Origin of the sequence: Kitasatospora sp. LaBMicrA B282 (genome assembly GCF_050325825.1) — a bacterium.
Taxonomy (GTDB): domain Bacteria; phylum Actinomycetota; class Actinomycetes; order Streptomycetales; family Streptomycetaceae; genus Kitasatospora.
The window spans coordinates 1-12,835 of sequence record NZ_JBNQTI010000202.1; the positions used below are offsets into that span (position 1 = coordinate 1).

Genomic DNA, 12,835 nt, shown 5'->3' on the forward strand with positions numbered 1-12,835 from the left:
CTCTCCCGTCGTGTTGTCCGCGGACAACACACCTGGAACTGCCCCTTCCGTATCCCCGATGTTGTCCGCGGACAACATCGACGCCCCACCCCTCACCCCTCGAAGCTCGTCCCCCGCGCCGTCTTCTCCCACGCCGCGATCTCGCCGCGCACCGCCTCCAGGTGCTCCACCAGCGCATCCACCGAGTCCGACCCCAGCGGCAGCCGCAGCGGCGTCTCCTCCGCCTCCAGCGCAGCGATCACCGCCGCAGCCGCCTTCGCCGGGTCACCCGGCTGCTGCCCGTCGCCACCGGCGATCATCTGTCGGGTCGCCCCGACCGTGGCCTCGTAGTCCTCGATCTGCCCGCTCACGCTCGCGTTGCCCATCAGCCCGGTCCGGAACGCGCCCGGCTCGACGATCAGCACCTTGACGCCCAGCGGCCGGACCTCCTGGACCAGCGCCTCCGACAGGCCCTCCAGCGCGAACTTGGTGGCGCTGTACGCCGAGAAGCCGGCGAACGACATCTGCCCGCCCATGCTGCTCAGCTGGACGATCGCGCCCGACCGCCGCGCCCGCATGTGTGGCAGCACCGCCCGGATCAGCGCCGCCGGCCCGAAGACGTGGACATCGAAGAGGCTCCGCAGCTCCTCGTCCGTCGTCTCCTCCGCTGCCCCGACGTGTGTCCGGCCGGCGTTGTTGACCAGGACATCGATCCGCCCGTGCCGCGCCACCACGTCATCCACCACCGCCCGACCGGCAGCGACATCGGTGACGTCGAGCCGTACCGCCTCCACCTGGTCCGGGTGAGCGGCCACCAGGTCGGCGATGCTCTCCGGCCGCCGCGCGGCTGCCACCACCGTGTCACCAGCGGCCACGGCCGCCTCCGTGAAGGCCCGCCCGAAACCGCTGTTCGCCCCGGTGATCAGCCACACCTTGCTCATCTCGACCCCTCCGTCGACTCGTTCGCCTTCGACCACCAGCCTCCCCTCGAAACCCGACCCAGGTCCAAGATCTCCTGTGATAGCCAACAGGCATGATCGACGTCCACAGCAGGGACCTGCGTTACTTCCTCGCCGTCGCGGAGGAACTCCACTTCACCCGCGCAGCCGAGCGCCTCTTCATCTCCCAGCCGGCCCTCAGCAAGCAACTCCGTCTCCTCGAGCGGGCTCTCGGCGTGGACCTCTTCTTCCGTGACCGCCGGACGGTCCGCCTCACCACCGCCGGCCAGGCGCTGCTCCCCCACGCCCGCACCGTCCTCGCAGCCTGGGATGCCGCCCAGCACACCGTCGAGGCCGCCAAGGCAGCCGAGCGGGCCCGCCTGGTCATCGGCATGAGCACCAGCCCGGGCCGCGGCGGCTTGCTGCCGGCCATCCGCTCCCGCTTCACCGAGCTCTTCCCGGCCGCGGAACTGCACCTGCGCCAGATCGGCTGGCAGGACGGGACCGCGGGCCTGGCGGACGGGAGCACCGACCTCGCCTTCGTCTGGCTGCCCCTCCCCGACCCGCACCGCTACGGCTGGCTGGTCGTGGCGGAGGAACCCCGCCACGTCGCCTTCCCCGAACACCACCGCCTCGCCGCCCAGTCCGCGGTCACCATGGCGGACCTCCTCGACGAACCCTTCCTCGCCCTCCCCGAATCGGCCGGTCCCCTCCGTGACTACTGGCTCGCCCCTGAGGCCCGAGCCGGCCGCGCCCCGCTCATCGGCGCCGTGGTCCACAATCCGGACGAGACCTATGAGGCCCTGGTCGACGGCCGCGGTGTCTGCCTCGTCGCCACCGGCAACATCCCGCTCCTCACCCGCGGCGATGTCACCACCCGCCCGGTGACCGACATCTCCCCCTCCCAACTGGCGCTCGCCTGGCGCACCGACGACACCCGCCCTCTCGTCCGCGGCTACGCCCAGGCCGTCACCCACTTCCTCGCGCGCAGCCATCCCTGATGTTGTCCGCGGACAACATCCCCACCACCGTCTCCCGCAATGTTGTCCGCGGACAACATCTCCCCTCCCCCTCCGATGTTGTCCGCGGACAACATCCCGCCACCCACCCACCCACCCACCCCACCCCTTCCTCACCCCTTTCCCAACCCCCCTCTTGTCGGCGGCCGCCCCACAGTGCCCGGGACGGCCCCTCCCGCCGCAGCTGACGCAGCCGAACTGCGGACCGTACCTCCCGCGCAGCCCCCCACCCCACCCATCAGGAGGTCGCCCTCCCCGCCCACCTCCCTCACCGACCTCCGGCTAGGTGGTCCTCACCTCGCCCCCTGCAACTCCTTGGTCCCCGCCGTCCGAACCCACCCCACCCAGGGGGTGACCATGCGTCGGTTCCTGTCCAAGCCCTCCCGCCACCGGATCCGCTCCCCACGACCAGCAGACCGACTCCCAAACCACCCTAATCACCGCCAAACTCCCTCCTCCAAGCACCCCTTCTCTCCCCTCCCGCCCCCTCCTGCCGGGCTGTCAGTGACCGGTCCTGCACGGTGGCCCTCTTTAGTAAGAGGGCGCGACCGAAAAACAGCCCCTGACCAGCGGATTTGCAAAACGAAGTGTCACTCCTGGGCTGACACTTCGAGACCTCTTGTGTCCAGTGAGTGGGGACACTTCGAGGCAAAACTTGCCGATACCTCGAAGATTCACCCTCCTCGAACACCAGGAGTGCGACCCATCCAGGGAGCGCGCAGCCCCCGCTGCACACCAACTGCCGCAATCGAAATGTCCTGATCCCGGGATACTTCTTGCGTCTCCCTCGAAGATTTCCGCCACAAATCGGCAAGTTGGCCCCCCAGCACGGAGGGGCGCACGGGAGCACGGGCAGGGCCCAGAACCAAAACTTCGAGGTATCGGCAACTTTGACCGTCAAACCATCAAATCTTCGAGGTACTTGCAACTCTCGCCGCCCAGGATCCTCCCAAACCGACCCAAACCAAACTCCCGTGTGCACCGGCCGATTCCCGGCCGCCGGGCCCGTATTCCCCCATGTCGGTTTCATTGGCACTGACATGCGACTCGCCGCAACAAAACTTCGAGCTATCTGCAAGATCCTGTACTGTCAGGGCGTCAAAGATCGCTCTGGGAGGTCGCATGAACGCCGAACGCCTGAGTGGCCCGTTCGAAAGCGGCCCTCCGACGCGTGCGGCAAGCCGGGCCGGACTCTCCAGGGTGGGGCAGCCCGTCGGCCAGACCGGGCTCCGCCCGCGCCGCCGCGGACCGGCCCGCGAGCCCGAACTGGTCAGCATGCTCGACCAGTTCGGCGAGCAGCTGGCGATGGACCTGGCCTCGACCGGCACGCAGCCGGTCGAGGAGGTGACCGTCAGGTTCCGTCCCCGCCGGGTCAGCCACGACATGGCCGGCTCGATGGGCTACTCGCTGACCAGCAACTGGTTCATGGCCAAGGTCCTGGCCCGCTGCATCGTCGCCCACCGGCTGAGTCCGGTGGAGGTCGCGGTGCTGCTGCACATGATGGGGTCCCAGGACCGCGGCGCCCTGGTGCAGACGCAGGTCGAGATGGCCAAGGAGCTCGGCGTCGCGCGCAGCAGCGTCAGCTCGGCGATCGGTCGGCTGTGCGAGCTCAACTACATCCGGCGCGGTCGGGTCCGCGCACAGTACGACGTGAACCCCCGGCTCTGCTTCCGTGGGAACGGCGACGAGCAGCACGGTGTCCTCGCCCAGGTTCGGGCGGAGCAGCTGGCCAGCGAGTTCCCCGATACCATCGGGCCCGAAGACTTCGCCCGCGAGAGCTGAGGAGGACCCGATGGAGATCACCCCATCCGGCGTGCTCGGCATGATCCACCGACTCCAGCTCACGCCGACGGCGATCGCGGTGCTGGGCTGCATGTCCGAACTCCAGTCACCCGGCGGCGCCGTCGCGTACAGCCAGGTCGACATGGCCGAGCGGCTGGGCATGCTCGAGTCCGCGGTCAGCCGCGGCATGAAGCTCCTGGTCGCCCGCAACCTCGTGATCCGCAGCGGTGAGGGCCGGGGCCACAGCTACCGCCTGCACCCCTTCATCGCGAAGTACACCTCCGAGCGCGAGATGGAAGCCGCCCTCCGCGCGGCCGCGACGGACGTCCGCGCCGGCCGGCTGCCGGACATCGCGGCTCCCCTCTACCGCAAGCAGCCCCCGCGCCCGGGCCGCCCCAACCTGGTCGCCATCTGACGCACCGCCCCCCAGCCGCGCACCGACCCCCGGTGCGCGGCCGACGCATACCCACCCATCGCTCTCCCCGGCGAACCCTTCGGCCCTCCGACCCTCCGATCCCGCCGGCCCCTCGGCCCACCCCCCGATGCCCTACGCTCGCCCTTCGTGCCCACCCCACCCTCACGCCTGACCACCACCGCCGACGCCTACGACGCCGTGGCTGTCCGCTACGCCGACCTCGTCCGCGACAGCCTCGCCGGCCTCCCGCTGGAGCGTTCGGTCCTGCACGCCTTCGCCGACCTGGTCCGGGAGTCCACCGACGCCCCGGTGGCCGACCTCGGCTGCGGCCCGGGGTACCTCACGGCCCACCTACGCGACCTCGGCCTGGACACCTTCGGCGTCGACCTCTCCCCGGCCCTGCTCGACATCGCCCGCCGGGAGCACCCGGAGCTCCGCTTCGACCTCGGCTCGATGCACGCGCTGGACCTGCCGGACGGCGCCCTGGGCGGCATCGTCGCCTGGTACTCGGTCATCCACACCTCGCCCGAGGAACTCCCGTCCCACCTCGCGGAGTTCGGCCGCACCCTCGCGCCGGGCGGGCACCTGCTGCTCGGCTTCTTCGAGTCCGAGGCCGACCCGGTCACCGCCTTCGACCACAAGGTCACCACGGCCTACCGCTGGCCGGTCGACCACCTCGCCGAGCTCGCCACCACGGCCGGCTTCCGAGAACTCGCCCGCCTCCTCCGTCAGCCCCTCCCCGGCGAACGCCACCGCCGCGGCTACCTGACCCTGCGCAAGCCGTAGCCCCCAAGCCCCCGGGAAGGCCCTTCCCGGGGGCAACGACCCCCTCACGCCCTCCGGTTCAGCTCCCGCGCCGTCCGCACCGCCAGCGCCGCCAGCAGCACGGTCAGCGGCACCTCGGCCACCACCGCGAACGCCCACGCCTGGTACCAGTCCGCACCGGCCAGCGCGGTCATGGTGTCGAACCAGGCGTCCACCCCGAACAAGGTCGCCGTCGCGGCCGCCACGGGCGCCAGGAAAGCCGGCCGCCGCGGGTACAGCGCCGCGGTCCCCACCAGCCCGAGCAGCTCCAGCACGTCCAGCCCGATCCACGAGCTCGACCAGTTGCGCACCTCCGCGTGTCCCTGCGGCACGGTCCCCAGCACGAAGATCCAGCCGAACAACACCGCGGCCAGCCCGACCATCCCCCACCGCAGCCGTCGCTCGTACCGCTGCTCGAACATCCGTCCCCCGCTCCCCCAGGCCCACTCAATCAAGATCATCTTATCGACGGACCGCATACCCGTCACACTCCCGCCCGCTGGATCGTCAGTGTCATGACAGTCAGGTGCACGAACCCTGAAGGAGCAGACCGATGGCGACCGACACCACCTCCGCGACCAGCACCACCCCCGCCCGCACCACGGGCACCAGCACCGAGCCGCTGCTGCGCTCGCGGATGTCGGACCCGGCCGAACTGATCCCGGAGCTGAAGGAGGCGGGCGCCTGGCTCTACCGCGTGGTCGGCAACCACTCCGTCCCCCGCACCACGATCGGCCTGCTCCAGCTGCGGGCGGGCCAACTGGTCGGCAGCACCTACCTGGTGGCGCTGCACACCACCATGCTCCGCAAGATCGGCGAGTCCGAGGAGCGCCTGGCCGCGGTGGCCACCTGGCACGAGGCCCCGTACTTCACCCCGGCCGAGCGCGCGGCGCTGGCCCTGACCGAAGCGGTCATCCAGCCCCAGCAGCCGGGGGAGCGGGTCCCGGACGCGCTCTACGCCGAGGTCGCCGAGCACTACGACGAGAAGGCGCTGGCCACCCTCACGCTGGCGATCGGGCAGGTCAACTTCTTCGTCCCGCTGGCCCTGATCGGCAAGCCGGTGCCCAACACCTCCCCCTCCAAGCAGTGGACCCCGAACACCTGATCCGAAAACACCCTCCCGTCGACCGGCTCCGGTGCCTATCGTGGCCGGATGACGAAGATCGACATCCTCACCGACCGGTCCGCCTGGCAACCCGCCTACGAGGACCGCCGCGCGGACCAGCGCACAGCCGTCGGTTTCCCGGCCGCCGCGGTCAGCCGGCTGCGCGAGCAGGAGCGCGAGCGCATCGCCGACTGGACCGTCGCCGCCCTCACCACCACCTCCGGTGACCACGCCGGCTTCGTCGCGGTCGGCACCCGCGAGGAGGAAGGCACCCTCATCGGCCTGATCGGCGACCTCTGGATCGCCCCCGAGCACCTCGGCGCCGGCCACGACCTCGCCGCCCGCGACTGGGCGGAGAACTTCTGCCGCGAGGCCGGCGCCACCCGCATCGGCGTCAAACTTCCGGGCGAGAGCGAACTCTTCGCCGACTACGAGCTGCGCGCTCAGAACCGCATCCGCGCCCTCACCAGCCCGGTGGCCAGCACCGACTTCACCTGCCGCAGCCTCACCGCCGACGAGTACCCGCAGTGGCTGGCCACCGAGCAGGAGGGCTACATCTCCGACATCCTCCGAGCCGGCGGCGTGACCGAGGCCCAGGCCCGCGCCAAGTCCGACGCCGACTTCGCCATGCTGCTCCCGGAGGGCCTGCAGACCCCGAACAACTCCATCCTCGTCCTGGAGGACGAGGGCCGCCCGGTCGGCAGCGGCTGGCTCCGTCACGACCACCTCCCCGGCGTCACCTACGGCTACGGCATCCGCGTTGCCCCGGAGTACCGCGGCCACGGCTTCGGTCGAGCCGGCATGGCCGCCGGCGAGGCCGCCACCCTCGCCGCCGGCGACACCGCCCTCACCTTCACCGTCTGGGAGGGCAACACCGTGGCCATGAACCTCTACACCGCCGCCGGCTACCAGGTCGCCTCCGAATACCGCTCCAAGCTCCTCTGACCTGCTTCCGGGGTTCCGGGGCGCCGTTCCCCCGGCTGGGTGGGCAGCGACCGGACGCTCGGTGTGGCAGACCGACCGACTTCCGATGTTGATAGATAGCATCCATTTTGCCCGCTTTTGGCGGGACGACCGTCGGGACGCCGCCTCCTGCCTGCCCGCTGGTGGCCCCAGCCGATCGGGGACGGGCAGGAGCGCGGAGCCCGGACGCCGCGCGCCGCGGTGTCGCGGCTCTCCAGCCCGCCGCCCCGGCCCGGCGACGCTGCGCGTCGGCGTCCCGGGAGTTGCCCGTGCCTCCTCTCACCTCCCCGACCCGCACCGGCGCAACCGCCGTCGGTGCCCTCGCCCTGTTGGCCGCGCTGACCACCGGTCCCGCGCACGCCGAGCACCGCGCCGATCCGCAGGTCACGCAAGACAGCCTGACCCCCACCTCGGCGCTGCCCAACACCCCGGTGACCGGCCAACTGAAGGTCCATTCGAGTGCCTGCTTCACCGTGCAGACGCTCGGCATCGCCGTCCGCGACAGCAACGGCAAGAACCTCGACTTCCCCGGCAGCCTGAGCAACACCCAGATCTGCCCCACCGGAGTCACCCTGACCACCGGCGCCGAGAGCTTCCCCGCCGGCACCTACCAGGTCTTCGGGTTCTTCCAGGACCAGGCCGGTGCGTGGACGAACCTGCCCACCCAGCAGCTGGTGGTCGCCAACCCGACTCCGGTGGTGACCCAGGACAGTCTGACCCCGGCCACGGCTACCGCGAACACGCCGGTGTCGGCCCAACTGAAGGTGCACTCCAACGTCTGCTTCACGGCCCAGGCCATCGGCGTTGCCGTGCGCGACAGTCAGGGGAACAACCTGGACTTCCCCGGCAGCCTCGGCAGTACCCAGATCTGCCCCACCGGCTTCACGCTCACCACCGGCTCGGAGAGCTTCCCGGCCGGCACGTACCAGGTATTCGGCTACTACGAGAGCCAGAGCGGCACCTGGACCAACCTGCCCACCCAACAACTCGTGGTCACGAACCCGACTCCGGTGGTGACCCAGGACAGCCTGACCCCGACCACGGCCACGGCCAACACACCGGTCACCGCTCAGCTCACCGTCCACTCCAACGTCTGTTTCACGGCCCAGGCCATCGGTGTCGCCGTGCGGGACCGTCAGGGGAACAACCTGGACTTCCCCGGCAGCCTCGGCAGTACCCAGATCTGCCCCACCGGCTTCACCCTGACCACCGGCTCGGAGAGCTTTCCCGCGGGCACCTACCAGGTGTTCGGCTACTACGAGACCCAGAGCGGCACCTGGACCAACCTCCCCACCCAACAACTCGTGGTCAGCGCGGCGCAGACCACGCCGAGCTCGCCGATCGCCGGGCAGTCACTCGTCTGGTCCGACGAGTTCAACGGCCCCCTCGACACCACCAAGTGGAACAACGCCAACAGCAGCGCCTACGCGTACAACACCTCCAACCCGAAGGACGACAAGCTTGACCTGATCAACCCGCTCAACGTCACCGTGGCCAACGGGGTCGCCACCTTCACCGCCAAGCCGACCGTCTCCGTCGCCCTGCCGGCCCCCTTCCAGAACCTCACTCCCTGGGAGACCGGCCTGCTCACCACCGAGAACACCTCGGGGAAGTTCATGGTGAAGACCGGCGACTACGCCGAGGCCCGGGTCCAGCTCCCCTCCCAGCTCGGCGCCTGGCCGGCGTTCTGGACCTGGCAGAGCGCCGGCTCACCGCCCGGTGAGGGCGAGATCGACTCCTTCGAGTACCACCCGGACAACGCCAACCTGCTGGAACTGACCAACCACGTCGACTTCGCCCAGAAGTTCTGGGAGAACGTGCCGAACGTGCAGCCCGGGCAGTGGGTGACCATCGGCACCCACTACGGGGCGAACTCGGTGACCTGGTACGTCAACGGCACGCCGGTCTTCTCCGACACCACGGGCGTGGGGGCGAACTGGTCGGCCTACCTGGTCCTCAACCTGTCGATCTGCTCCGGCGACTACCACCCCGCCCCGGAGGGCAACACCCCGATCACCTTCGCTGCGGACTACGTGCACGTCTTCCGCTGAGCATGCCGGCTGCCCGGCCCGGGACATCCCGGGCCGGGCAGCGGTTCAGCCGTTCAGCCGGTGATCTGGATCGGGAACGAGGTCGTGTGCCCCGTCGCATCCGGGTCATCGGGGCTGCTCAGGCTCAGCTGCCCGGTCAGCGTGCCCGCCACGGCCTTCGGATCGATCTCCAGCGGCACCTTCGCACTGGCGTTGTGGTGCAGCGGCAGCCCGGCCTTGAACGGGCAGTTCACCGTGTGCCCATCGGTGGAGACGGTGCAGGCCTTGGGGAAGAAGTCCCCCTTCGCGGTGACCCCCTCCGGCAGCGTGACCGTCAGCGTGAACGCGCCCGCCTTCCCCGGCCCGTAGTTCACCGCAGTCGCGTGCAGCACGCTCTGCCCCCCGGCCGCGGCCGCCCGCGGATCCTGCTCGACCAGCGTCAGATGCCCCTTGTACGGCTCGGGGGCGGTGAGGATCGGCAACGTACTCGGCACCCCCGTCGGCAGCCCACCTGGAAGAGCAGTCGAAACCGGGTCGGCCGCCGGCGCCACCCCGAGCAACGCCACGACCACCCCGCCAGCCCCCAGAGCCATCCCCACGCGACCCCGCAACATCCCGTCACTCCCTCACACACCGACACGCCACAACGGACACCGCCACGCTAGGCGCCCTCACCCCACCCCACCCGCTGCAACACCCCACCATCACCCACCAAGGCGACAGCTCCGCCCGGGCCCAAGGCCCTCTGGTCGTCACCACCTCCCCCTCCGGGCCACCGGGGGCGGCCCCTCCCGCCGCCGCTGACGCAGCCGCACTGCGGACCGTCCCTCCCGCGCAGCCACCCACCCCTCACCAGGTAGTGGCCCACCTGCCAGGACCCCTCACCGATCCCGGCAACATGGTCCTCGCCTCGCCCCCTGCAACTCCTTGGTCCCCGCCGTCCGTCCTGCCCCCACCCAGGGGGTGACCATGCGTCGGTTGCTGCCCAAGCACCCAACGCGATCGACGCCCCGCTGAGGACGACGAACGGAAGGCCCCGAGGCAGCACCTTTATATGTAAGAGGGCCTCCGCGGAATCCGGCCCCTGACCTGCAAACTTGGAAAATCAAAGGTCGGCCCCCGCCGACACTTCGCGGGTCCTAGTGTCACGTAGCGCCGACATTGGGCCCTGATGTTTCGCAATATTGCGAAACATCAGGGCCCTGAGCGCGGCCCCAGCCAGCCATGCCCAAGTGACTGATCATCAGACTTGTTGCTCGCGAGGGCTGGACACGGGCTCTCTGTGACACGTTCTTCGCAGAGGTATGCAGGATCCTTCGCAGCACTGCGAAGAACGTGTAGCGTGGCGTCAACACGAACAAAGGATCACGTCATGGCTCGCGCAGGACGCGTCACGGAGTCCCGGCCTCCTCAACAGGGGGTGCTGCAGCCGGCGGGCCCCCAGAACCACCGTGACCTCGCGGCCGAGATCGTGCGGGGCTACGCGGGTGATCTGCCCTCAGGCGTCTACGAAGCTCGCACGCGGTTCTACCGCCGGGCTGCCCACGAGGTGCTCGGCTCGGACGGCTACGCCCTCCTCAGCCGCTACTTCGCCCGCTACGTGCTGCCACAGGCGTTGCTGTCCGGTGAGATGACACGACTTCAGTGCGCAGTACTGTCGAACATCGTCGGCCGGGCCGAGCGCGGAGTGTGCCACGCCATCCAGCGGGAGATCGCGGACGAGATTGGTGCCACTCGTTCCAGCGTCAGTCCCGCTCTGAAGCACCTTGCCGCTCGGAACTACATCCGTAACATCGGCCGCGGGGCCTGGCAGCTCAACCCCCTCATCGCGTACAAAGGCAACGGGGACGAGCAGCAGGCGTTCCTGGCCGAGCTCCGCGCTCTCGCGCTGGAGAACGGCTTCCCAGACATCGTCGGATCGGTCGCTGTCCGGCGCGAGAACAAGGAGTCGACGGCATGCTGATGGTCACCGACCTGTTCGGCCTGCTACGGCGGCTCGAGCTGACGCCCACCGCGACCAACGTGCTGTCGGTCATGGTCGAGCGGCAGGATCCAGGTGGCGTTGTCCCCCTGACTCAGCAGGACATCGCGGAGGAACTGCAGATCCTGCCGTCTGTGGTGAGTCGCGGGATGACCCTGCTCGTCGACCGTGGGCTGGTCCTTCGCAAGGGGTACCGCTACCGCCTCCACCCGGCCATCGCCGGCTACAACTCCGAGCTGGAGATCCAGGCTGCAATGGCCCGAGCAGCGAGGGAGGGCGTCCCGCCGATCCTCATCCCCGACTACCAGACCCCTCCCCCCAAGACAGGCCGACCCCGCCTCAGCGCGGTGAGTTGAGAGGCCCGGCTGCTCAGGCCGAGAACTCCTCCGACATCACCCAGCGACGGCGCCGGCCCACTCGGCACCGAGTCAGCCGCCGGCGCCACCCCGCGCGCCGCAACACCCACCAGGGCGAGACCTCCACATGCGCGAGGCCCGCGGCTGGGCCCTGCAAGGTGACCGGACCGCCACCGACCGCGCCGTCGTCCGCGCCCACCAGCTCTACGCCACCGGCCCGGCCGACACCGACCCGACCTGGATCGACTTCTACACCCCCGGCGAACTCGCCGGCCTCGAATCGCTCTGCCGAGCCGATCTCGGGCAGCACGACCGCGCCGCCGCCGGAGCCGAGCAGGCAGTTCTTCTCACCGACACCGCCCACGCCCGCAACGGCGCCCTCTACACAGTCGACATCGCCCTTCACCACCTGCACCGCACCCGCCCCGACCCTGAAGCCGCAGCTGACGCCGGCCATCGCGCCCTCGCCTACCTGCCCGACGTCCAGTCCCAGCGCCTGGAGCGAGCCCTGCGCGACCTCGTCAGCACCCTCACCAGCCACCGCACCAGCGCCACCACTACCTGGCTCGACGCCTACCACGCCGCCACCGCGGGATGACCACGATCAAGGAGACCACCGTGTCCGAGCAGCAGCCCCGCCCGCAGACCACCCTGCGCCGCTACGGCCCCGGTGACATTGCGCCCCTGCTCGACACTCTCACCGAGATCTGGGTCGACGCCCACCAGGGTGACCGCGAGACCGCGGAGGCCGGTTTCGATGCGGACGGTCTGCGCCAGCAGATCACCACTCACGCAGCCAAGCGACCCGGTTTCACCCTCATAGCCGCCTACCAGGACGGCGAGATGGCTGGCTTCGGCTACGGCTTCCCCGCCACACCCACCTACTGGTATGGCGAGCAGCTTCTTCCCTCCATCCCCGAGCCTGCCCGCAGCACTACCAAGCTCGTCGGGATCTGCGAGCTGGCCGTCCGCCCTGGCTGGCAGGGTCACGGAATCGGCACCGCCCTGCACGCGGAACTCCTGCGCGCCCTTGACCCGGACTGGGTGTCCCTGCTCGTCATGCCCGGCAACCAGGCTGCCCGCCGCCTCTACTACCGGCTCGGCTACACCTACGCTGGCCCGTACCAGGCTGGAGCCGACGGGCCGGTTCTCGACCTGCTGCTGAGCGCTGTCAGCTGAGCAGCAGTCCCCGTCCGTAGCAGGGGGAGGGGCCCTCCGAAATCACGGGATTAAAAAGCAAAGGAGAACTGATACACACAACGACTATCGCCACCTAGGCCAGACCTACATCCCGTGCTGCGTCCAGACCGGGCCTACATCCCGTGATGCGTCCAACGAAGCGCCCTCCGGCGAACCAGGGCTGCCGACCCGCCAGTACGGACAAGATCCACCATCCCTGCACCGCTGGCCAGGCACCCAATCAGGAGAGACCAAACCGCACGCCCCAGCCATCCTGCCCGCAG

General features: G+C 69.8%; 14 protein-coding genes. 11 read left to right on the forward strand and 3 right to left on the reverse strand.

The window, feature by feature from the left end:
- Nucleotides 1–92: 92 nt before the first annotated feature.
- The gene (locus tag ACQRUO_RS34610) at nucleotides 93–920 is read right to left on the reverse strand and encodes an oxidoreductase (RefSeq protein ID WP_428320122.1); all 828 of its coding nucleotides are present in this window, start codon (nucleotides 918–920) and stop codon (nucleotides 93–95) included.
- 92 nt (nucleotides 921–1,012) lie between these two features.
- Here ACQRUO_RS34610 and ACQRUO_RS34615 point away from each other — a divergent pair, with 92 nt between their 5' ends.
- The 4 genes from ACQRUO_RS34615 to ACQRUO_RS34630 all read left to right on the forward strand — a co-directional run bounded on the left by ACQRUO_RS34615 (nucleotide 1,013) and on the right by ACQRUO_RS34630 (nucleotide 4,919).
- The gene (locus ACQRUO_RS34615) at nucleotides 1,013–1,918 is read left to right on the forward strand and encodes a LysR substrate-binding domain-containing protein (RefSeq protein ID WP_428320123.1); all 906 of its coding nucleotides are present in this window, start codon (nucleotides 1,013–1,015) and stop codon (nucleotides 1,916–1,918) included.
- A 1,218-nt stretch (nucleotides 1,919–3,136) separates the two neighbouring features.
- Nucleotides 3,137–3,718 (forward strand): MarR family transcriptional regulator, encoded by a 582-nt coding sequence (locus tag ACQRUO_RS34620; protein ID WP_428320124.1) that lies wholly within the window; start codon nucleotides 3,137–3,139, stop codon nucleotides 3,716–3,718.
- Nucleotides 3,719–3,728: 10 nt separating this feature from the next.
- Entirely contained in the window at nucleotides 3,729–4,133 is a 405-nt protein-coding gene (locus tag ACQRUO_RS34625; RefSeq protein WP_428320125.1) for a hypothetical protein, read from the forward strand.
- A gap of 147 nt (nucleotides 4,134–4,280) precedes the next feature.
- Nucleotides 4,281–4,919, forward strand: a complete 639-nt coding sequence (locus ACQRUO_RS34630; RefSeq protein WP_428320126.1) for a class I SAM-dependent DNA methyltransferase — start codon at nucleotides 4,281–4,283, stop codon at nucleotides 4,917–4,919.
- 44 nt (nucleotides 4,920–4,963) lie between these two features.
- Here the strand turns inward: ACQRUO_RS34630 and ACQRUO_RS34635 are convergent, their stop codons facing one another.
- Entirely contained in the window at nucleotides 4,964–5,359 is a 396-nt protein-coding gene (locus ACQRUO_RS34635) for a hypothetical protein (protein ID WP_428320127.1), read from the reverse strand.
- A gap of 131 nt (nucleotides 5,360–5,490) precedes the next feature.
- Here ACQRUO_RS34635 and ACQRUO_RS34640 point away from each other — a divergent pair, with 131 nt between their 5' ends.
- The 3 genes from ACQRUO_RS34640 (at nucleotide 5,491) to ACQRUO_RS34650 (ending at nucleotide 9,056) form a co-directional block, all read left to right on the forward strand.
- Nucleotides 5,491–6,042 carry a carboxymuconolactone decarboxylase family protein gene (locus ACQRUO_RS34640; protein ID WP_428320128.1) on the forward strand — a complete coding sequence of 184 codons (552 nt, stop codon included), beginning with the start codon at nucleotides 5,491–5,493 and terminating at the stop codon, nucleotides 6,040–6,042.
- Nucleotides 6,043–6,090: 48 nt separating this feature from the next.
- On the forward strand, nucleotides 6,091–6,987 hold the full coding sequence (locus tag ACQRUO_RS34645) for a GNAT family N-acetyltransferase (protein WP_428320129.1): 897 nt from the start codon (nucleotides 6,091–6,093) through the stop codon (nucleotides 6,985–6,987).
- Nucleotides 6,988–7,274: 287 nt separating this feature from the next.
- Entirely contained in the window at nucleotides 7,275–9,056 is a 1,782-nt protein-coding gene (locus tag ACQRUO_RS34650) for a glycoside hydrolase family 16 protein (protein WP_428320130.1), read from the forward strand.
- 53 nt (nucleotides 9,057–9,109) lie between these two features.
- Here the strand turns inward: ACQRUO_RS34650 and ACQRUO_RS34655 are convergent, their stop codons facing one another.
- On the reverse strand, nucleotides 9,110–9,517 hold the full coding sequence (locus tag ACQRUO_RS34655) for a hypothetical protein (RefSeq protein WP_428320131.1): 408 nt from the start codon (nucleotides 9,515–9,517) through the stop codon (nucleotides 9,110–9,112).
- A gap of 890 nt (nucleotides 9,518–10,407) precedes the next feature.
- Here ACQRUO_RS34655 and ACQRUO_RS34660 point away from each other — a divergent pair.
- From ACQRUO_RS34660 to ACQRUO_RS34675, 4 genes are all read left to right on the forward strand, one after another.
- Nucleotides 10,408–10,998 carry a replication/maintenance protein RepL gene (locus ACQRUO_RS34660; RefSeq protein ID WP_428320132.1) on the forward strand — a complete coding sequence of 197 codons (591 nt, stop codon included), beginning with the start codon at nucleotides 10,408–10,410 and terminating at the stop codon, nucleotides 10,996–10,998.
- Nucleotides 10,992–11,372 carry a helix-turn-helix domain-containing protein gene (locus ACQRUO_RS34665; RefSeq protein ID WP_428320133.1) on the forward strand — a complete coding sequence of 127 codons (381 nt, stop codon included), beginning with the start codon at nucleotides 10,992–10,994 and terminating at the stop codon, nucleotides 11,370–11,372. The genes ACQRUO_RS34660 and ACQRUO_RS34665 overlap by 7 nt, the downstream gene beginning before the upstream one ends.
- 127 nt (nucleotides 11,373–11,499) lie before the next feature.
- Entirely contained in the window at nucleotides 11,500–11,970 is a 471-nt protein-coding gene (locus tag ACQRUO_RS34670) for a hypothetical protein (protein ID WP_428320134.1), read from the forward strand.
- Between the two features lie 20 nt (nucleotides 11,971–11,990).
- Nucleotides 11,991–12,551, forward strand: coding sequence for an N-acetyltransferase family protein (locus ACQRUO_RS34675; RefSeq protein ID WP_428320135.1), 561 nt, complete (start codon nucleotides 11,991–11,993; stop codon nucleotides 12,549–12,551).
- The last annotated feature ends 284 nt before the right edge of the window (nucleotides 12,552–12,835 follow it).